The organism is Microbulbifer sp. CNSA002, assembly GCF_047324085.1.
Lineage (GTDB): Bacteria > Pseudomonadota > Gammaproteobacteria > Pseudomonadales > Cellvibrionaceae > Microbulbifer.
In genome coordinates this window covers 646,592-666,855 of the sequence record NZ_CP172449.1, presented here as the reverse complement: position 1 = coordinate 666,855, position 20,264 = coordinate 646,592, and the positions used below count along the sequence as shown (strand labels likewise).

Sequence of the window (20,264 nt, the reverse complement as noted above, 5' to 3'; positions counted from 1 at the left end):
ACCTCGGACAAGACAGGCCGCTATTGTAACCCCATCGGGGTAACAACAGCAGCGGCTCACCACTACAAGAATACCGGGCATCTACAGTGAGCAGTTCCCAGACATCCCCCTTACAACATCACGAACTCCTACGGATTAGCGCTATATATCGGGTTGCAATAGCCTTGGTTTTGCTGGGGGTATTTTTCTCAGATATCGGGGAGGGCTCACTTGGTGAGCACTTGCCAACACTATTTGTCTATACCACCGCATCCTATGCCCTGCTTAATATCACATGGCTATTCTTTCTCCGACAAAAGGCATATCAAACTAATAACAGCCAAGTCGGAGTTGTTCTGGGGTGCGATATCCTGGTATTTCTGTTGCTGATTGAAGCCAGTGGAGGACTGAACTCCGGTCTGGGCTATTTACTTTTGATCAGTTGCTCAATCGGTGCCATTTTGCTGGATAGACGCCTAAGCGCATTTTTTGCAGCCATCGCAAGCCTAGGCGTAATTTCCCTCCAACTGTTTCACCTTTTATCAGGCTCCGGCTCCAGCCGAGATATTGTTTCTGCAGGTGGACTTGGCTTACTAATGTTCGTAACTGTCAGCGCAATTCAATATTTGTCTGAGCGTATCCATAAAGCCAACCTGCGTGCAGACCAGCAAAGCCGTCAGGCCGCACATCTCCAGAGGCTGGCACAGCAAATTATTGAAAGGATGAATACAGGCGTGCTTGTTATGGGGCCATCCAATAAGCCTGAATTGATCAATCGAGCTGCCTCTCGCTTACTTGGAACACAGCTAACTTCTGGCGCCCCCCCCAACTCCGAGCTACACCGCCAGATTCAGTCTTGGCGCCAGCAAGGTGAAAACACAAGTATACTTTTTCAAGCCGGTAACAATAATGAGCTACAACTCAACTTTGCCCAACTACGCCATAAAAGTGGCAATAGCACACTCATTTTTGTCGAAGACAATCGAAAGCTCACTGAAGCAGCTCAAAAGCTCAAACTTGCATCTTTAGGACATTTAACCGCCTCTATTGCACATGAAGTTCGCAATCCACTCTCTGCAATCAACCATGCAGCGCAACTTTTATCTGAATCTGCCCAGCTCAAAGATGAAGATCGACATTTAATCGAAATTATTTGCCGGCAGAGTGGTCGTGTAAATCAAATTATTGAAAATGTAATGCAACTATCCAGAAGGCGTGCAAATTCACCAGAAGAACATGACCTGCGAAATTGGCTCAACCAGTTTTTTACCGACTTCAATACAGCCAACCCCCAAAACAACAGAATTGAACTAGATGTCCCAGACCAGCTTATCCCGGCCAACTTTGATTCTGCTCAATTATCACAAGTCATTACGAACCTTACAGACAACGCATTGCGGCACTCAGAAATGGAAACTGGACAGCGCTATGCAGCTGTTCATGCCTACTATAATACTGAGAAAGGCCACTCTATATTGGATATTAAGGATAATGGTAGTGGCATTCCCTCTGAGTTCAAAAACCAGGTGTTTGAGCCGTTTTTTACCACCGATAAGGCCGGTAGCGGGCTCGGTTTGTATATTGCTCGAGAACTGTGTGAAGCCAATCGGATCAGTTTGTATCATTGCCAAAGTGAAGACAATAAAAGCTGCTTCCGTCTTGAATTCGCTCACTCTATGGGTGTGACCTGATCTAGCTCAGGAAATTTTCCCTGTAACTAGATCATTATTCACCAGAAATTTCTGACATAATCGCGTTTCATGCCTTTTGGTATAAAGTGAACAAAACAAGAAAAGAAAGAATAACGATGCGCCCACTGGCACTGGTTGTCGATGATGAACCGGATATTTGTAACTTACTTAGTCTCACCCTTCAAAGGATGGATGTTGATTGCCACACCGCTGCAACGCTTTCCGAGGCTAAAAATGCACTCAGCCAAAATACTTATAGCTTTTGCCTAACTGATTTACGCCTACCTGATGGAGATGGGCTACAGCTAGTTGAATATATCCAGGGAAGTACAGAGATTGAACTCCCCATTGCGGTTATAACTGCTCACGGGAATATGGATACTGCAATTAAAGCGCTAAAGCTTGGCGCTTTCGATTTTGTGAGCAAACCAGTAGATCTTGAGCGCTTACGCAATTTGGCACAACTCGCCCTGCGTCTGGATAGCAACCAGGCTCCACAACAGGAAATCTCCAAAAAAGACCTCCTACTTGGCGAAGCAGATAATATCCGCAAGCTGCGCCAACAGATCAGTAAGGTTGCTCGCAGTGACGCTCCTGTTTATATCAGTGGTGAGTCAGGCGCAGGCAAAGAACTTGCTGCCCGTTCTATTCATTTACAGAGCGCTAGAGCTGAGCAACCCTTTATCGCCATAAACTGTGGTGCAATACCTTCTGAACTGATGGAAAGTGAGTTCTTTGGCCACCAAAAGGGTAGCTTTACCGGTGCACACAAAGACAAACAAGGCCTTCTACAAAGTGCCGAGGGCGGCACCCTTTTCTTGGATGAAGTAGCAGATCTTCCTCTGGAAATGCAGGTAAAGCTCCTTAGAGCGATTCAGGAAAAGTCTATACGGCCACTTGGCTCCAATAAAGAGGTATCAATAGATACTCGTATTTTAAGTGCAACCCACAAAGATTTAAGTGTAGAAGTAAACAATGGACGTTTCCGAAATGACCTTTACTACCGCATAAATGTTATCGAAATTTCTGTCCCACCTCTTCGGGACAGGGTCGAGGATATACCGCTTCTAACCGATATAATCATGCAACGTATAGCCTCTACTGCCGGACTTACCCCGCCTGCCTTGTCACATGAAGCAATGATTGCCTTACAAAATTACTCCTTCCCGGGAAATGTCAGACAACTTGAAAATATACTTGAAAGAGCTTTCACCTTATCTGATCAAAATATAATTCGAGAAGAAGACCTCCTACTTGAATGTAACAATAGGCAAGAAAGCTCCACAGATAAAAAACACAACAATAATTCACCTCAAACTGAAAAAAAGGCTAACTCGGAAGATTTCAATCCACACAAGTATGATTCCCTGGATGAATTCCTACAAAGGATAGAAAAAGAGGTTATTGAGGAAACTTTAGCAAAAACCCGATGGAATCGAACCGCTGCAGCGCAGAAGCTGGGTATTAGCTTCCGCTCTCTAAGATATAGATTAAAAAAACTAGGGCTTGAGAGTTAGACTGTGAAGATCAAGGTACCGTAATTTCATGTGATTGGAATATACTAACTAGCTAGTATTCTAGTGCAAACTCAACCAGGAGGAGTTTGCACCGTGAAACGATCTGCAGGATTCACCCTTATAGAGTTAATAATTTGTATTACGGTTATTGCTGTATTAACAGCTGTAGCTTTACCTTCTTTTAGCGACTTCCTTAAAAGGTATAAAAGTAAAGCTAAACAAAGAGAGCTCTTTGGCGTACTTATATTTATGCGTAACAGGGCCCTTATTGAAAAACGTAACTTTACTCTTTGTCCAAAAGGGGGGTCTGATGAGTGCGCTGGCGATTGGGCAGATGGCGCATTATTGTTCACCGATGAAAATGGCAATGGCGAAGTCGACTCAGAAGATCAGGTTGTAAGATATATGGACCGGGTTGAACAGGGAGCATCTCTAAGCTGGAATGCATTCAATAATAGAGGGTTTCTGATTTATAAACCAAAAGGAACTACTCCGTCCCAAAGCGGCAACTTCTCATTCTGCCCCGCAAGCGGCGAAGCAGAGTATGGCTGGATTATAATCCTCAATGCGATAGGAAGACCTTACTACGCCAAAGATAAAGATCTAAATGGCATTGTGGAAAATGGAAGTGGCCAGGAATTAATCTGCCCCTAGCTACTTTTAAATACAACTGGAGTTCCAGCACAAGTCATCTGGGTCGTCGAAAGCTCCATCATTCCCTCGATCCCATGCTCGCAGTCCATTTGAACGCAATTCAAGCTCCCCATTACCTACCTGAGAGTTTTTAGGAGTTGCACGAATGGTATAGGAAGAATCATTGGCAGCCTGAATAGTCAAGTCATAAGTTTTGTTACTGTTATCCAGTGGGGCTTCTGTAGGAAAGATTGCTGGAGCACCGATATCTGCACCCCCATCTGCCGCTCCGGTATAGGAGCCGTTCTGAGTAAAGTGCTGCTCCATTGCCTGAGCCAATCCCATTAAAGCACCCTGAGCATCCGCTCTATTTGAGGTAAGAATGTGACTCTGATAGGCAGGCCATGCAAGCCCAGCAATAATACCCACGATTCCTATAACTATCAGCAGCTCAATCAAGCTGAAACCACCGTGATTTTTCATCTTCATACGTTTTCAATATCCAGATAAGCCCGACAGAGCCGGGCAAGTTCCATCATCTAATAACCGTTAGTTTGGAGTAATTTCTTCCCAAGACAGACGACCTGCCCTGTCTCCAGCACCAATATTTATCTCCCTCACGTCAATCCCACCATCAGTGGTCCCTGTATACTGTTTACTTCCCAGGAAGCCGGACTTATTTGGGCCTCTTTCTCCCAGCTCTCCTACATAGCCATAATCGTCTTCATTGATTACACCGTCATTATTTGCATCAAATGCGGGCTCTTCTGGGGCCAAGCCGGTCCGAATATCCACAGACATCAGCCAGCCATAGCTACCCGCAGCACAGACTTGTCCGGTTGGGATCAGCGTATTAAAGAGTAGGAGATAGGACAGTACTGTTGGCCGAGTAACAACACGCTCACCGCCCTCCAATCCACTGCCCTTATTCAAGGGCATATACCAACCTGATTTATCGCTCCAGGTAAACTCATCTCCAGATGATGTCCTCAGATACACCTCATTCCCATTGTCAAATGGGACATAACCCTCATTCAATGTGCGCTTCTCCAGATCGCTTGTACTTAAATTGTACACGTCATTATCAGCTACAACATAAAATCCACCGGGGTTAGTATCACTCGTATCTGAGTCAACTAAGTATTGTCCCGTGCCAAAGGCAACTAGTAAATTAGGGGACGCTCCAGAGGAGTGTTCCGCATTACCTGAAATTTGCGGAGCAGCGGTAATTGGCTCCCCTGGAACAGAAAAAAGTGGCGACGGGGAAGTAGTTGACGAAGCAACACCCCAACTTCCTGTCGATGAGACATCGAAAGCCCACATATTGCCCTTTAAGTCACCGGCATAGATACGATCTACAGTGCCATCATCATCAGAGTCCACGATAGTCGGTTCTGACATCCCGTTTTTATCGGAAGTATCGGCAGTACCCGTTGAAATATAGACATAGCTATTGCCACTACTATCTTCCCCATCCAAATATACGATAAATAAACCCGCATCGCCGGTTGAACTGTTATATCCATTACCGAATATTGCAGCCCACTCACCGTTTGACATACGGTAAATTTGAGGACGACTAAAGGTATAACCTAAGTTATTATTGTCCGAATCGGTAAACTCCCACAAAACAATATCTGCGGCATTCTCTTCAGTAAAATCAGAGGGGTTAGTAATGTCGAGAGCATAGTATCCTTTACCACCAGCACCTAAGCCTCCCACAAGTACCGTCTTCCAGCTGCTATTTATGTAGACATCAGAACTTGTGGGAGTACCATCCACATAATATTTATGGCTATAGTATTGCGAACTCAAAGCATGCAGCCCCTCATCAGCGGTTGTACTGAGTAAGGCCGCAGGTGAATAAGCTATCAGCTCTTTACCGGCATTAGCTCCACTGGCACTGGCATTAAAACCATGTAAGAAGCCATCATTCGCCCCCACATATACAACTGGAGTACGATTGCTTTTAGCGCTAACAAAATCATCGTAGCTAGAAGCTCCACTGAACTCGTAATCAGACCAAGGGCCGCTGGGTTCTCCCACATAAACCGGTGTTGAATTTACAATATCACCTAAACGCCCTTCACGAGCCCGGAAACTACCAGTACTAGTTCCCTCATTGCTCCGATCACCCCTCAGATAATCAATACGATCGGAGGCACGGCCATCATTTACTCCCGCATTAGATTGAATATCAAGATTTAAATCATCAGCATGATCTGTCCCAGTAATACCGAGCCCTGATGCAGTGAAAGGCACCCCGGCACCATTGCTATAGGAGAGCATAACCCTGCTATCTGGGTCTATCGAATCCAATTCAGAGTTCGCCTCCCAAATGGATGAAGTGTCGAGATTTCCATCGTCATCAAGTTCGATATCCCCTTCATCACTAAGGTTCCAAGCCGCTAAATTACCCGACCATGCACTACTATCAAAACCTACAGCAAATATGCTGGAATTTGTTTTAAGGGAAGAAGTATTAAAAGCTACAGAGCTTGAGCTACCAACTATAGACTGAACATTATTAATAATAGTATTAAAAGTCACCTTCAGTTCTGCGGCGTTACCAGCATCATACACACCACCGCCACCCAATTCCCCGGCATTTTTCATCAGGTTCGTGTCTGACAAACCATCTTCAGCAAAGCCAATAATATAACTGGTAATATTGTTAACGACCTCTTCACCACCAGTCTTTTTCAAATCCGGTCGTAAATCAATATCGTAAAGAGCCTTAAGGACATCATCCATCTCATCACTTGTGCAGCCGCCACTATTTGAGGAGCAACCATAATCATAGTCGGTCAAGTCACTGCTAATACTATTATCCCTTGTTGGCTCACCATCTGTTAGAGCCACCATAAAACTCTTTTGACAATAATACTGGATAGCTCCGCCATCAACTGTATCATCAGGCGCGCTAACATCGCCCCAATTCAATATAGTACTAGTGCCGCTTCCAGAAAATATATCCTCTCCGGGAACCTGTTTTTCTGCTCCAGTAGAATCTATATAGGTGAGGTTATTTCCCTCATAGCCGCTAATAAAATAACGCCCTACACCTGCAAAACTCTCTGCAAGAGGGGTATTACCATTTGCATCAATATCTTCAATAATGTTGAGTATACTATTTCGATTGGTCTCGGTTAGACTAACCAAACCGGATAGCAGCTTTGCACCGTGTTCTGTATTGAACTGCATCACACCGACACGCACATCATTAAGCCCTGAAATTAATTCCTGGGCTGCACTAATCATAATATCGGTTCGACGTATATCTACTTTAGATCTTGTAGCACTGCCATCCTCATCCGTAAATTCATCGGCTACATAACCCCCGCTACCATTTTCTTTGGAGAAGAACCAGTTTAGAAAATGCCCGGTAGTACTTTCCCTATAGTCATCTGAATCCTGACCAGTTTCATAATAACTATCCCCTCCAGAATTAGCTTCCGCATAAAGCCAAGCAGTATAATCCTCATCTTCGTCAAAGCAGTTGCTGCTACTATCCCAAGTAAACCAATCACTCTCTGCACGGTTTCTATCCACCAATTTGATCTGAACACTTCCATCGGATGTATTAACCCGATATTCAACATCATCATAATAACGTGTACAGGAACCCCAGCCACCATGACCACAGGAGTTCGACGTATACGTCATTGATACTGGAGAGCTACAGCTAGACCCCGCAGGGTCTGAAGTATCATAACCATCTACGGGCAAAACCATTGTTTCCATTGACCCTGAAGAGTCCAACACAAACATCAGGTTGGGTTCTGCTGAACCGCGGGAATAAAGCGGAACATCAGATAACTCACCCGGTGCAGAAAAAGCCTCATTACTCGCGCAAAAAAACAATACAACGGCAGCGATAGGTTTCAATGGGAATTGGACTTTACTTGACAGTGAAAAATTCATTTCTTTTACTCTTTTATATTTCTTTACCATAGAGAGTGATAATGATTCTCTCAGTACCACCTACCCCAACACCACGAGAAACAATTTTAAACACCTGAATCTCTGTACCGTCGCTTCGGATGGAGTCTGCACTCTTATCCATATCAGTAATATTTGTGTCATCTTCAGTAAGCCCTGCAAGCTCGATAAACATGCGACCAGTTAGGGCCTCACCACCAACCCCCTCCATGGGCACCTCTTGCTCTACTGAACTGGCATCAGTCCAAGTATTTTCATCAAACAAATCATCCGGGCCATCACCTGCAGTACGCCGCCAACCTGTAGTGCCAAAGTCGTCTAAGTTTGTCAGCGTCTCAATATAATCTTCACCTCGACGGGCAACAGACTCTGCCACCTCGAGAGCTACCTTTGCATCACGAGAAGCAAAGGTCATGCGTTCGCTCATCAGGATACTCCTGGCCCCAGAGATCCCAATTAAAGTTAATATCAGTAAGATAATCAGGCTGACCATTAGAACGGCGCCGCTTTGTGATCTGATAGTCCTCATTACATATCACCTCGATTACGCACTTTTACCGTAGCCACATACAATTTTCTAATTCTTCCATCACTATATTCAGTTTCACTACCATCAAGCCGGCGAATAGTTTGGCTATCTACACTTGCATCGCTATCGCTAGCTACCAATAACTCTAATTTAATAGCAACAACTTCTGACATCTCATCAAGAGATGTACTAGCACTTTGCCAAGTATCAACTATTCCACTTCCTGTGGTATCCCGACCATAAGAAACTTGCATATCTTCTATTCCAGGAACCAGTTCTTCGACGGAATCATTTTCATCACTGACAAATAGGGAATTGGTACCGGCTGTATTCACAGCGATAAAATAGGTTTTTTGATACGGCTGAAAAATTGCGGAGTCTGCTCCATATATTTCCTGAAGTACGTCACTCTTATTATTAACCCACCCAGTTGTAGTACTCACATCGTGCTTTAAAGCCCTATTACCAGCGCCAACGGCCGTATCAATATTTGTAATAGTGAAAATGTCGCCGTTAATACAAGTGGAGACCAAGACAATATCTCCAGCCGCTACAGGACAATTTGAACTTACAACCAGATCACTACCACTAGGATCTAACATACGTCCAGATCCCCCGCAGGCATCAATAACGCCACCAAGAATTAATACATCACTTCCATCCAGCACGTTCGTTGTTCCAACTGTTATACCGCTGGCATTATCAACACCTTGAACTCCGTCAGAACCAATAGAATTTAAGAAGGCATCCGTCGTATCCAACCGATTCTCGATACTGTCTTGATCTGGTGCACATCCCCAATAATCTGCAAGTCGTATTTCCTTGCTCAGCAAGTCGATCGCAAATCTACCGTTTTCCTGTACACGCGAGAACCCATCCTGCATGCGAAAAGTATCGCTATTACTCTGAAATATTTGTAATACGCCAAGTAAAAGAAGGGAGCCCAATAAAATACCTATCATTAATTCAACTAATGAAAGGCCTCTTTGATTACTAAAAGATTGCATCCTTAAAGCTCCACTATCATCGAAAAGGAGGCATTATCCACGTCACCATCTAATACCCCGTAATTTTCCCCTGTATGCTGTTCACTCCAAGATATAGTTACCGTTACTACACCGGCGTTGTGAGCAATTGTTCCTGTTGCGTCAGGTAGATTGGAAGATAGAATGAGCTCCCATTCATAGAGATCTAAATCTGCAAGTTCAGCATCTGAACATGCACTACTACAATCCGGCGTAGAACTACTGCCAGCTCCACCATCTGAACCATCCGAGCCATCTGAACCACCCGAACCATCTGACCCGCCATCACCAGAAGAACCGCCTACAGTGCCATCATACTCACTACTCATAGTCCCCGTAGGATTAGCGCGCATTCGTTCAATAATTTCCTGTGCTGCAAGTGCAGCCATATACCGGTGATGAGCCCCATTGCCATTTTTTAAACTCATCACTTGTGTTGCCGCCAGCCCCAAAAGACCAACCGCCAGGATCAAAACCGATACAAGCACTTCAATTAGGGTTGCCCCTTTTTGCTTGAGCATTCAAATTATCCTCTTTTCAATCCGTTTTCCTACGGGCAAGGCATATTGGTATTCAATCTTAAAGCCCCAGAAGCGAGAACCTGCAACTGGCGACCATAATCTCCTGTCCGACTATCACATAAATCCAAAGTTAAAGTGGCCCCAAGACTTATCTCCCCCTGCGCGCCATAGCTAAAATCTAAGTCTGCCACTCCGGCACCAGAGACTTCCGCTGTAACTACAATATCCTCGTACTCGACAAGTAGCATTCTTAACTCCTCTCCATCGTCATAAGAATCACTCCCGTCACTATCAACCCAGACAATAACTCCATTACCAATATCATCGTCAATTGCACCTACCTCTACGCTACCTCCTATACGCACAGCTTCAGAACGTGCATATTGAAGAACACCGTTCAAGTCATTTGTCATAGCCGACAAGCGATTGCTATCAAATAATGAATTAAATGAAGGTAGTCCAATCGCAAGTACAATCCCTAAGATGGTGATAGTCGCCATTAACTCTATAAGGGTTGCCCCTATGTATTTTTTGAAGCTAATCATATTTGCTGCCTTAAAGAACCTATAAGTACTGGGCTATGCTGCCTGGCATGGAGAGAAAAATCTCACTTTATCTAAAGCGTGCAACTTTTCAGTATAAATTTTGCACACAAAAATTCTCACCCCAGTACTTTACAAACAATGTGCAAGTAAAGTGGAGGCACAACACTTTGGTTCGTATTGTTATCGTATATATACCAGTTTATGGAAAGCAGGTAAGCGATGGGGTCGAGGGTTTTGCAGCTTGCCGACAAACGGCTTGGAAGGGGCGATAAGTGGGCTAGCCAGCTTGCCGATAGGAGATAGAGCTGCTGATTAACGCAGCTCTTTAGGCAGGGAGAAACGTATATTCTCAGCCCTTCCATCCATTTCTTCAGGAAGGCTTGCACCAAGTTGTTGCAGTCGGTCAATCACTCCTTGTACCAGGACTTCCGGTGCTGACGCTCCCGCTGTGATTCCTATGGCCGACTTACCCTGAAGCCAATCTGCATCGATATCATCCGCACCATCGATCAATTTGGCAGCAGCACCACAGCGTTCAGCGAGTTCACGCAGGCGATTAGAGTTAGAACTATTCGGGCTACCAACAACAAGGACCAGGTCACTTTCCAGGGCCAGCTGCTTTACAGCATCCTGGCGATTCTGGGTCGCGTAACAGATATCATCTTTTCGAGGCCCACGGATTTCAGGGAAACGCGCTCTCAGGGCATCAATGACTCGAGCGGTATCATCCATGGATAGTGTTGTTTGGGTAACATAGGCGAGATTACTCTCGTCTTTAACAGTTAACTTCGCAACATCCTCTTCGTCTTCAACCAGGTAAATGGCACCGCCAGCAGAGTTGTCATACTGCCCCATTGTGCCCTCCACTTCCGGGTGCCCGGCGTGGCCGATAAGTATGCACTCAGCACCGTCGGTGCTGAACTTACTCACTTCAATATGCACCTTGGTAACCAGCGGGCAAGTAGCATCGAATACACGCAGGCCACGCTCTTCAGCTTCGCGCTGCACAGCTTTTGAAACACCGTGAGCACTGAAGATAACGATAACATCATCGGGCACTTCATCGAGTTCATCGACAAAGACCGCACCTCGCTCTTTCAGACTTTCCACCACAAATTTATTGTGCACCACCTCATGGCGGACATAGATCGGCGCACCAAATACATCCAGGGCACGATTCACAATATCAATTGCCCGATCAACACCGGCACAAAAGCCCCGGGGGTTAGCCATTCGGATTTGCATGTCTACTTCAGCACCCTACTTGCTACAAAGGGGGAACCCCGACCCTATTGGATCGAGTCCACCGCAATAATTTTCACATGGAAATTTAAGGTTTGACCGGCCAATGGATGATTAAAATCGACAGTAACATCGTCCTCACCAATCTCACTGATTACTCCGGGGAGTTCGCCGCTGCCGTTGTCAAAAGAGACTACCAACCCGCGCTCCAGCTCCATATCGGGAGAAAAGGTATCCCGGCGCACCTTTTGCAGGTTTTCCGGGTTGCGCTGGCCAAACCCTATCTCCGGCGGTATCTCGATCTCAGCTTCATCTCCCGCTTTTAAACCAAAAAGCGCTTTTTCAAAGCCCGGCAGCAAACTGCCATCGCCAACACTAAAAGAGGCTGGGTCACCTTTGAAGGTTGAATCCACCTCAGTGCCATCGTCCAATTTCAGGCTAAAGTGCAGTGTCACCCGGCAGTGTTCACCGATAACGGCATTACTCATAGTTCGTTAAACTTCCACGTTATTTTTTGCTTTGCCACTTTCTTTTTCCGCAAAAAAAAGCAGTTCAATCACCAGCATTGCAGCGCCGATACTAATTCCCATATCCGCCACATTGAATACCGGGAAGTGCCAGTTGCCGTAATAGACCGAAATAAAATCCCTTACGTAACCCAGCAGCACTCGATCCCAAAGGTTGCCCAAGGCCCCCCCCAGAATTAGCGCCAGGGCACAGGGTTCCCAGCGCTTTGTTGCCGGCAAGCGCCATAGCCAAACACTGACAACAACGCTAAATACAAAGGCAATAATTCCGAAAAACCACCGCTGCCATCCCCCAGCATCAGACAGGAAGCTAAAGGCAGCGCCGTAGTTTTCGGCATAAGTAAATTGCAGCAAGCCGGGAATAATTTGTATTGACGGGCCGTGCATAAACATATCCACGGCCCAGACTTTGCTGGCGATATCGAGGACAACCACCACCAGCGCCAGCCAGTACCAGCGCCATGGATGCCCCCAAACAGGGTTGGAACTAGGCATAGTGCCTCACTTCTCCTTCACCAGAAACGTTTTCCACACAGCGCTCACAAATGTCTGGATACTCTGCTGATACACCCACATCGGCGCGGTAATGCCAACAGCGCGCACACTTGGGGTGATCCACTTTGCTTATGCTGACTTTCAATCCTTCCAGCTCTGTGGATTCTGCACCGGCAGCATCGCTGAGTGGCTGTACAGAAGTGGAGGAGCAAATCAAAACAAAGCGCAACTCGTCTTCGAGCTCCAAGAGCTTTTCGCGCAGGTCATCCTCGGCGAACAGAGTCACCGCCGCTTGCAGGGAGCCGCCAATAGCACCAGCTCCACGCTGCTCTTCAAGCACCTTGTTTACCGCAGTTTTTACTTCGGCGATGGCAGCCCAATAGTCCGCACCTTTAACCGAGTCTGCTGGCAGCTTCGGCAGCGAATACCACTCTTCAATAAAGATGCTGTCCGCTTTGGCTCCGGGAATAAACTGCCATAGTTCTTCTGCGGTAAAGCTCAGGATAGGCGCAATCCAGCGAACAAATGCCTGAACAATATGATAGAGGGCAGTTTGCGCAGAGCGGCGTGCAGTACTGTCCTCTTTGGTGGTGTACTGGCGATCTTTGATGATATCCAGGTAGAAGCCACCCATTTCCACGACACAGAAGTTATGTAACTTCTGATAGATCTGGTGGAACTGGTAGTTATCGTAAGCCTCGATAATTTCATCCTGTAGACGCGCAGCCTTATCCAGCGCCCAGCGATCCAGCGCCAGAAGTTCACTTTCCGGCAATAAATCTTTTTCCGGGTCAAACCCAGCCAGGTTGGACAGGAAGAAACGAGCCGTATTGCGCAAGCGACGGTAAGAGTCCGCTGTGCGTTTCAGGATCTCATCGGAAACCGCCATTTCACCACTGAAGTCTGTGGCGGAAACCCAAAGGCGCAATACATCTGCACCCAACTTGTTGATTACATCCAGTGGTGCAACGGTATTGCCGATGGACTTGGACATTTTCCGTCCCTGTGCATCTACCGTGAAACCGTGAGTCAACACTTGCTTATAAGGGGCACAATCGTTGATAGCGATGGAGGTCTTCAGTGAAGACTGGAACCAGCCTCGGTGCTGATCAGAGCCCTCAAGGTACAGATCTGCCGGGAAACGCAGGCCGTTGCGGCGCTCCAGTACGGCGTAATGAGTCACACCTGAATCGAACCAGACATCCAGGGTGTCGGTAACCTTTTGATATTGGCCTGCCTCATCTCCCAGAAGCTCCTGCGGGTCCAAGTCAAACCAAACGTCCATACCCTCGGCGTCGACCTTTTCAGCCACTTTGTCCATCAAAGCGGGAGTGTCCGGGTGGATTTCATGGGTCTCTTTGTGAACAAACAAAGCGATGGGCACGCCCCAGGTACGCTGGCGGGAAATACACCAATCCGGGCTGCCGTCGAGCATGGCATCGATACGAGCCTTGCCCCAACCGGGGATCCACTGAACTTCATCCGCTGCCTTCTGTGCATTCTCCAGAAGGTCATTCTGCTGCATGCTCACAAACCACTGCGGAGTTGCGCGGTAAATAAGCGGCGTCTTGGTGCGCCAGCAGTGAGGGTAGCTGTGCTCCATCTTACCCTGGTGCAGAAGTACTCCGCGCTCCTGTAACAGGGCCACGATTTTGTCGTCCACCTTGTAGACGTGTTCACCGGCAAACAGCGGTACCATATCGCGGTATACGCCATTGTCATCGATATAGTTCAGGGTATCGATGCCGTAGCGCTTGCCCACCTGGAAGTCATCGGGACCATGGTCCGGCGCAGTGTGTACACAGCCTGTACCTGCATCAGTGGTGACATGGTCGCCGAGGATCATCGGCAATTGCTTCTCGTAGAAAGGATGGTTTAGCTTCAGGTGCTCCAAGGCAGCACCGCGAATACGGCCTACCACTTCACCTTCGAGCCCCGCCTTCTCCAATACGGCATCCTTGAGTGCTTCGGCAACGAGCAATCGGCGCTCAGCCGTTTGCACCACAACATATTCCAGCTCAGCATTGACAGAAACCGCTTGGCTGGAAGGAAGCGTCCAGGGGGTTGTGGTCCAGATAACAACGGATAGGGGGCCTTCACCCGCGTGTCCACCTGCCGCATCGGCGATAGCCAGGGATGTCTCTTCCGTCGCCGGATAGCAAACGTAAATGGAGTAGGAGGTTTTATCCTGATACTCCACTTCCGCTTCCGCCAGAGCTGATCCGCCCACAACGCTCCAGTACACAGGCTTGAAACCCCGTGCCAAATGGCCATTTTTGACCACTTGCCCAAGCGCTCGGATGATATCGCCTTCAAATTGGAAATCCATGGTGCGGTAGGGATTGTCCCATTCACCGAACACCCCCAGGCGAATAAAGTCTTTCTTCTGTCCGTCCACCTGCTTGGCTGCGTATTCGCGGCACTTCTGGCGGAAAGTTTTGTGATCCACCTTTGCGCCAGCCTTGCCAATCTTTTTCTCGACGCGGTGCTCAATCGGCAGGCCGTGGCAGTCCCAGCCAGGCACATAGGGAGCGTCAAAACCGCTCAGGGTTTTCGACTTGATAATAATATCTTTGAGAATCTTGTTGACCGAGTGACCTATGTGAATATCCCCGTTGGCATAGGGAGGACCGTCGTGCAGGATAAACTGCTCGCGCCCCTCCCGCGCTTCGCGGATTTTTTCGTAGAGCTTGGTTTCCTGCCACTTCTTTAAAATAGCCGGCTCGCGCTGGGGCAGATTGCCGCGCATAGGAAAGTCGGTCTCAGGCAGGTTTAAGGTCACTTTATAATCAGTCATTGGATGTCTACTTCAGCTCTAGTAGAGAATAATTCATCGTCTATACACCGGTTAGTGTCCCTTGGGGTTTTGCACAAACCAGTCTTTAGCATCGTCAATATCCTGAGCGATGCGGGCTTTGAGGATTTCCAGGGAGGCAAACTTCTCTTCATTGCGAAGTTTGTGGCAAAACTCTACCGCTAGTTCTTTCCCGTAGAGGTTGCCATCAAAATCAAACAAGTTGACTTCCAGTAGTGGCCGGGCGCCCTCTCCCTCAACTGTCGGGCGAAACCCCACATTGGCAACACCGTCAATTTCCGGCCGCCCAGCTGCGAGTTCACTTCCATTCGCGGCTTTGGTGCGAACGGTGTAAACGCCAACCAGCGGGGAGCGGTAGCGGTGCAAACGCACATTGGCTGTGGGAGCACCCAGTTGCCGGCCCAAGGCGCGGCCGGGGGCAACCCGCCCGGTAATACTGTAAGGGCGCCCGAGTAAGGCCTCGGCCAACTCAAATTCGCCCCGCTGCAAGGCTTCGCGGATGCGGGTGCTGCTCACCCGGGCTCCGCGAACCTCAAGCGTAGCCGTGTCTTCCACCGTGAATCCATTTTCGGCTCCGGCGCCCTGGAGAAGTCGATAATCGCCACTGCGATCACAGCCGAAGCGGAAATCGTCTCCCACCACCAAATGGCGGATTCCAAGGCCGTCCACCAGAATACGGCGCACAAAAGCATCGGCACTCAGGTTGCGCAGTTTCTCGTTAAACTGCAGGCACAGCACCCGGTCGGCACCAGCATCAAATAGCGCCAATACCTTCTCTTTAAAGCGCATCAGACGCGCGGGCGCCCTTTCCCCAGAGAAGAACTCATGTGGCTGGGGCTCAAAGATAATCGCCACCGAGGGCAGATCATGTTCCTGCGCGCGCTGCTTGAGCTGCGCAATAATCGCCTGGTGACCGAGGTGTACACCATCGAACGAGCCGATTGTCGCCACGCTTCCCCGGTGGCGGGGGCGCAGGTTGTGCAACCCGCGAATTAGTTCGCGCTCCTGGGCCAAAGCGATTTTCCCATCCTCATAAAATCGAGCCGCACAGTATAGCGGATTCCCACTGGGCGGCCAGAGGCCATATTTATCCAGATATGCCCACTTAAAAAATTAACTTGTGGCGCGGAAGTGGCGGGGGCGCAATCCTGAAACCAGTAAAACGGACAGATAGGTCGCTCCCCCCGCAGCTACGATCAGCCCCATACGCCAGGCGCGGTCATACCAGGCCCATTCACTCCACTGTGACCACAGGTGCAGGGCCCCGAGCAAAATCGCAACCATCGCCAAATTCGCCAGAAGCAACCTTACCAGGTAAGTGCCCCACCCAGCCTCAGGTTTATAGACATCATCTCGACGCAGGCCTTTATAGAGGAGCCAGGCGTTAATAGCGGCCTGACAAGCCGTAGCCAGCGCCAGACCCATATGGCCGAGCTTGAAGTAGTAGTTAAGCGGTATCACAAACAGCAGGCTCAACACCATTTTGGCCGAGATAGCGATTAAGCCAAAGCGCACTGGGGTGTAGGTATCCTGGCGGGCAAAATAGCCCGGCGCCAGCACTTTAATCAGCATAAACGCCAACAACCCCATGGCATAAGCGCGCAGGGACCAGGCGGCCATTTGCATATCGCGCGGCTGCATCTGCCCATACTGAAAAAGGGTTGTCAGGAGCGGCTCAGCCAGTACCACCAAGGCTACAGAAGCGGGCAGGGAAATTAGCGTGACACTGCGCAAAGCCCAGTCGAGGGTATGACGGAACCGGCGGGGGTCTCCGTCAGTATGCTGCCGCGACAAGCTCGGCAGAATCACCGTTGCCACCGCAACCCCAAACACCCCCAGGGGCAGCTCGGTGAGCCGGTCGGAAAAATAGAGCCAGGAAACACTGCCGCTGGGCAGGAATGAAGCCAGCAGAGTGTCCATCACCAGGCTGATCTGGGTCACTGACACACCAAAAATCGCCGGCGCCATCAGGCGTAAAATTTTACGCACTCCTTTGTGCTGCCAATCCCACTTAGGGCTAGGCAACAATCCTTCACGAGCGAGAAAAGGCAGTTGAAACAGCAGCTGCACCACCCCCGCAACAAAAACGCCCCAAGCCAGCGCCATAATTTGCGGATCAAACCAATTGGTAGCAACAGTCGCCGCAGCAATCAAAACCAGGTTGAGCATCACCGGGGTTAGCGCCGGAATCGCAAAACGATCGAAAGTATTGAGTATTGCCCCGGTAAATCCCGCCAGGGAAATCAGCATTAAATAGGGAAAAGTGATCTGCAACATATCGGTAGCGAGATCGAACTTCTCACGCTCACTGCCGTCCCACCACCAGCCAAAAGCAAAAATACCCGTCACTAGTGGAGCGCAGAGAACACCAAACAGAGTAACCAACAAAAGTACGCCACCAAGAGCGCCCGCAACCCGGTCATTTAACTCTCGCGCAGCCGCCTTACCGCCCTTTTGGCGGTATTCGGCCAGTACCGGCACAAAAGCCTGGGCAAATGCACCTTCTGCAAATAGACGGCGAAAAAAGTTGGGAATCTTGAATGCGACAAAAAAGGCATCGGCAGCATCGCCCGCACCGGCAAAGCGGGCCAGCGCCACGTCACGAACCAGCCCGGCCACTCGCGACAGCATAGTGGCAGCACCGACAACGGAACTGCCCCGCAGCAATCTGGAAGCACCAGATTTTTCGACTGCCTGTTCCTGAGCTGGGGATGACTGCGACAAAACTCGGACTCCTGGCAAAAGTTGAAACTTGTTGGCCGGCAAGTCTACCCCAAAACCAGGGGATATATGGGCTCCTCTACAGAGCTGAGGCCCTGCGACTGCGGGACCGCGAGCCTATACTAAGAGCGAGCTAGTCGCGCCACCCAAGGAGCTGGTGGTGCGGGGAGAGAAGGGATGACCATTAGTGCTTTGATTATTGCCCTGGTTCTGGCAATTGTGCGGTACATAGCAGCTGTTGATGGCCCCAGCCCCGTCTGTCCATCCATCCCCTGCTATAACTGCGGTCGCCCAGCCCCTTCCAGCTTCTGAGCTGGGTTTCGGAGCGATCGCCATATTTCGCCACAATTGAGCCGCAGTTGGTCATAGCTGCGCCACGCCAGCGCCTCCTTGGAGCTTTTTAATAACACTCAAACGGGCCACAACAGAACAGGCCCACACGAGTAAGAAAAGCCGCTAAGGAGCAGAACAATGAAAAAAGTAGTGATGGCCGTCGCCCTGGGTTCTCTGATTGCCACCGGAGCCCACGCTAAGGAACAAAACGAATCCAATTTGACTCCGGCCAAGCAGGCCTCAGTCTTTACCGGCTCTGCAATTGCCGGTGCAGCATTGGGTGGGCCCGTTGGCTTTATCGCCGGAGCACTCGGCGGAGCCTGGCTCGGAGAGCAGATCAAGCAAGCAGACGAGGCAGATATGCTGGCAACACAACTGACAGAGAGCCGTGCAGAGCTCAGCAACCTGGCACAGCAATTGGATGCGGCTCAACTGTCCGCGAACGACGCCAGCCAACTGGCCCTGGATTCACTGCAATTCCAAATGCTGTTTACCACTGGGGAGGACGAGCTTCAGGAGGGCCAAATGCACCAGCTGAGTGCCATGGCTGACTTTCTCAAGCGACACCCCCACCTGCAAATTCACCTGGAGGGACACGCAGATCCTCGCGGCAGCGACGGCTACAACAATGTACTGTCCGATCAACGCGCCCTGAGTGTGGAAGAGGCTTTGGTATCACTTGGAGTTGATGCCTCAAGAATCAGCCGCAGCGCACTCGGCTCCACCTATTCCCAGGCAGCCCGAGGTGATGTAGACGCCTACGCCATGGAGCGCCGCGTCGACATCCGCTTCTCCCTTCCGGAGTCCATGGCGGGAAACTTCTGAGTCAAAGGGGCACGGCGGACAACAAATCCGCATATCCCTTCGCCTTCAAGCCGCACTACATAAGCGTGAGTGGATCGCAAATCCACTCACGCAACTCCAAGCTGATAGAAACCCTGTTGTATTTGCGGGCGCCTTGCGCCCGCCTTTTTGCCTAACCCCTGCAACTTCGTGCATGATTCTCCGCCAGAAAGGAATTAAGTCGGGATTTGTCATGAGTGCAACCATCGCCATTGTCGAAGATGAACGCGCTATCGCAGAAAACTACCGCGATGCTCTGCGCCGCCACGGTTACCGGGTCGATTTATACAGCGCCAGGATTGAGGCCATGGATGCTTTTCGCCAGCGGCTGCCAGACCTGGCCGTGATCGATGTTGGCCTGGGCAGCGAGGTGGAGGGCGGTTTTGAGCTCTGCCGGGAATTGCGCGCTATGGCGCCGAGCCTGCCAATATTATTTCTCACCGCCAGGGACTCAGAGCTGGATATTATTTCCGGACTGCGCCTGGGCGCTGATGATTACCTCACCAAGGATATCTCCCTACCCCATATGCAGGCGCGAATTAACGCCCTACTGCGCCGCGTTAGCGTGCTGCGAGATCAAAACGATGAAGGCGAGAGCTTAACTCAGGGAAAGCTATGGCTAGATATTTCCAGGCTCCATTGCCACTGGGATGAGCAACCCGTGGACTTAACCGTGACCGAATTCTGGATTGTCCACGCCCTGGCAAAAAGGCCCGGCCACGTTAAATCCCGCAGCCAACTAATGGAAGCAGCCCGCGTAGTGCTGGATGACAACACCATCACCTCTCACGTCAAAAGAATCAGGCGCAAATTCCAGGCGCTGGACACCGAGTTTAATGCCATAGGAACCGCCTACGGCATGGGGTATCGCTGGCAGCTGTAAACCGCCATCGGGCGAACAATTTC

17 protein-coding genes are annotated in these 20,264 nt (G+C 49.3%); 5 read left to right on the top strand and 12 right to left on the bottom strand.

All coding sequences use genetic code 11. The features are described 5' to 3' along the window. Positions 1 to 86 precede the first annotated feature (86 nt). The 3 genes from ACG1BZ_RS02980 (at position 87) to ACG1BZ_RS02970 (ending at position 3,841) form a co-directional block, all read left to right on the top strand. On the top strand, positions 87 to 1,670 hold the full coding sequence (locus tag ACG1BZ_RS02980) for a sensor histidine kinase (RefSeq protein WP_413664314.1): 1,584 nt from the start codon (positions 87 to 89) through the stop codon (positions 1,668 to 1,670). Positions 1,671 to 1,786: 116 nt separating this feature from the next. Next, positions 1,787 to 3,187 carry a sigma-54-dependent transcriptional regulator gene (locus ACG1BZ_RS02975; protein WP_413664313.1) on the top strand — a complete coding sequence of 467 codons (1,401 nt, stop codon included), beginning with the start codon at positions 1,787 to 1,789 and terminating at the stop codon, positions 3,185 to 3,187. Positions 3,188 to 3,280: 93 nt separating this feature from the next. Further along, on the top strand, positions 3,281 to 3,841 hold the full coding sequence (locus tag ACG1BZ_RS02970; RefSeq protein WP_413664312.1) for a GspH/FimT family pseudopilin: 561 nt from the start codon (positions 3,281 to 3,283) through the stop codon (positions 3,839 to 3,841). Positions 3,842 to 3,847: 6 nt separating this feature from the next. On the opposite strand, the gene ACG1BZ_RS02965 is transcribed toward ACG1BZ_RS02970, so the two are convergent. From ACG1BZ_RS02965 to murJ, 12 genes are all read right to left on the bottom strand, one after another. Further along, positions 3,848 to 4,309 (bottom strand): type IV pilin protein, encoded by a 462-nt coding sequence (locus ACG1BZ_RS02965; protein WP_413664311.1) that lies wholly within the window; start codon positions 4,307 to 4,309, stop codon positions 3,848 to 3,850. A 60-nt stretch (positions 4,310 to 4,369) separates the two neighbouring features. Next, positions 4,370 to 7,744 carry a PilC/PilY family type IV pilus protein gene (locus ACG1BZ_RS02960; RefSeq protein WP_413664310.1) on the bottom strand — a complete coding sequence of 1,125 codons (3,375 nt, stop codon included), beginning with the start codon at positions 7,742 to 7,744 and terminating at the stop codon, positions 4,370 to 4,372. Between the two features lie 13 nt (positions 7,745 to 7,757). Further along, positions 7,758 to 8,255 carry a PilX N-terminal domain-containing pilus assembly protein gene (locus ACG1BZ_RS02955; RefSeq protein WP_413665839.1) on the bottom strand — a complete coding sequence of 166 codons (498 nt, stop codon included), beginning with the start codon at positions 8,253 to 8,255 and terminating at the stop codon, positions 7,758 to 7,760. 35 nt (positions 8,256 to 8,290) lie between these two features. Further along, positions 8,291 to 9,298 carry a PilW family protein gene (locus ACG1BZ_RS02950; RefSeq protein WP_413664309.1) on the bottom strand — a complete coding sequence of 336 codons (1,008 nt, stop codon included), beginning with the start codon at positions 9,296 to 9,298 and terminating at the stop codon, positions 8,291 to 8,293. A 2-nt stretch (positions 9,299 to 9,300) separates the two neighbouring features. Beyond that, on the bottom strand, positions 9,301 to 9,837 hold the full coding sequence (pilV, locus tag ACG1BZ_RS02945) for a type IV pilus modification protein PilV (protein WP_413664308.1): 537 nt from the start codon (positions 9,835 to 9,837) through the stop codon (positions 9,301 to 9,303). A 29-nt stretch (positions 9,838 to 9,866) separates the two neighbouring features. Beyond that, positions 9,867 to 10,337 carry a GspH/FimT family pseudopilin gene (locus ACG1BZ_RS02940; protein ID WP_413664307.1) on the bottom strand — a complete coding sequence of 157 codons (471 nt, stop codon included), beginning with the start codon at positions 10,335 to 10,337 and terminating at the stop codon, positions 9,867 to 9,869. A 357-nt stretch (positions 10,338 to 10,694) separates the two neighbouring features. Then, positions 10,695 to 11,627 (bottom strand): 4-hydroxy-3-methylbut-2-enyl diphosphate reductase, encoded by a 933-nt coding sequence (ispH, locus tag ACG1BZ_RS02935; RefSeq protein WP_413664306.1) that lies wholly within the window; start codon positions 11,625 to 11,627, stop codon positions 10,695 to 10,697. A 44-nt stretch (positions 11,628 to 11,671) separates the two neighbouring features. Continuing rightward, a complete protein-coding gene (locus ACG1BZ_RS02930) occupies positions 11,672 to 12,112 on the bottom strand; it encodes an FKBP-type peptidyl-prolyl cis-trans isomerase (protein ID WP_282934364.1) in 441 nt (146 codons plus the stop codon). 6 nt (positions 12,113 to 12,118) lie between these two features. Then, complete coding sequence (lspA, locus tag ACG1BZ_RS02925) at positions 12,119 to 12,646, bottom strand: signal peptidase II (RefSeq protein ID WP_413664305.1); 528 nt, start codon at positions 12,644 to 12,646, stop codon at positions 12,119 to 12,121. Next, a complete protein-coding gene (gene ileS, locus ACG1BZ_RS02920; RefSeq protein WP_413664304.1) occupies positions 12,639 to 15,443 on the bottom strand; it encodes an isoleucine--tRNA ligase in 2,805 nt (934 codons plus the stop codon). The genes lspA and ileS overlap by 8 nt, the downstream gene beginning before the upstream one ends. A 51-nt stretch (positions 15,444 to 15,494) precedes the next feature. Continuing rightward, the gene (gene ribF, locus ACG1BZ_RS02915) at positions 15,495 to 16,475 is read right to left on the bottom strand and encodes a bifunctional riboflavin kinase/FAD synthetase (RefSeq protein WP_413664303.1); all 981 of its coding nucleotides are present in this window, start codon (positions 16,473 to 16,475) and stop codon (positions 15,495 to 15,497) included. A gap of 99 nt (positions 16,476 to 16,574) precedes the next feature. Next, positions 16,575 to 18,185, bottom strand: a complete 1,611-nt coding sequence (gene murJ, locus ACG1BZ_RS02910; RefSeq protein ID WP_282934367.1) for a murein biosynthesis integral membrane protein MurJ — start codon at positions 18,183 to 18,185, stop codon at positions 16,575 to 16,577. A 468-nt stretch (positions 18,186 to 18,653) separates the two neighbouring features. Between murJ and ACG1BZ_RS02905 the strand changes: the two genes are divergently transcribed. Then, positions 18,654 to 19,340, top strand: coding sequence for an OmpA family protein (locus ACG1BZ_RS02905; protein ID WP_108731695.1), 687 nt, complete (start codon positions 18,654 to 18,656; stop codon positions 19,338 to 19,340). A gap of 211 nt (positions 19,341 to 19,551) precedes the next feature. Further along, complete coding sequence (pdsR, locus tag ACG1BZ_RS02900) at positions 19,552 to 20,241, top strand: proteobacterial dedicated sortase system response regulator (RefSeq protein ID WP_108735148.1); 690 nt, start codon at positions 19,552 to 19,554, stop codon at positions 20,239 to 20,241. Positions 20,242 to 20,264: the final 23 nt, after the last annotated feature.

Coding starts and splice junctions, on each gene's coding strand:
- ACG1BZ_RS02940 (WP_413664307.1), bottom strand. CDS start 10,337: ATGGCGACTATCACCATCTTAGGGATTGTACTTGCGATTGGACTACCT.
- ACG1BZ_RS02930 (WP_282934364.1), bottom strand. CDS start 12,112: ATGAGTAATGCCGTTATCGGTGAACACTGCCGGGTGACACTGCACTTT.
- ACG1BZ_RS02950 (WP_413664309.1), bottom strand. CDS start 9,298: ATGCAATCTTTTAGTAATCAAAGAGGCCTTTCATTAGTTGAATTAATG.
- pilV (WP_413664308.1), bottom strand. CDS start 9,837: ATGCTCAAGCAAAAAGGGGCAACCCTAATTGAAGTGCTTGTATCGGTT.
- ACG1BZ_RS02905 (WP_108731695.1), top strand. CDS start 18,654: ATGAAAAAAGTAGTGATGGCCGTCGCCCTGGGTTCTCTGATTGCCACC.
- ispH (WP_413664306.1), bottom strand. CDS start 11,627: ATGCAAATCCGAATGGCTAACCCCCGGGGCTTTTGTGCCGGTGTTGAT.
- ACG1BZ_RS02965 (WP_413664311.1), bottom strand. CDS start 4,309: ATGAAGATGAAAAATCACGGTGGTTTCAGCTTGATTGAGCTGCTGATA.
- ileS (WP_413664304.1), bottom strand. CDS start 15,443: ATGACTGATTATAAAGTGACCTTAAACCTGCCTGAGACCGACTTTCCT.
- pdsR (WP_108735148.1), top strand. CDS start 19,552: ATGAGTGCAACCATCGCCATTGTCGAAGATGAACGCGCTATCGCAGAA.
- lspA (WP_413664305.1), bottom strand. CDS start 12,646: ATGCCTAGTTCCAACCCTGTTTGGGGGCATCCATGGCGCTGGTACTGG.
- ACG1BZ_RS02960 (WP_413664310.1), bottom strand. CDS start 7,744: ATGAATTTTTCACTGTCAAGTAAAGTCCAATTCCCATTGAAACCTATC.
- ACG1BZ_RS02975 (WP_413664313.1), top strand. CDS start 1,787: ATGCGCCCACTGGCACTGGTTGTCGATGATGAACCGGATATTTGTAAC.
- ACG1BZ_RS02955 (WP_413665839.1), bottom strand. CDS start 8,255: ATGGTCAGCCTGATTATCTTACTGATATTAACTTTAATTGGGATCTCT.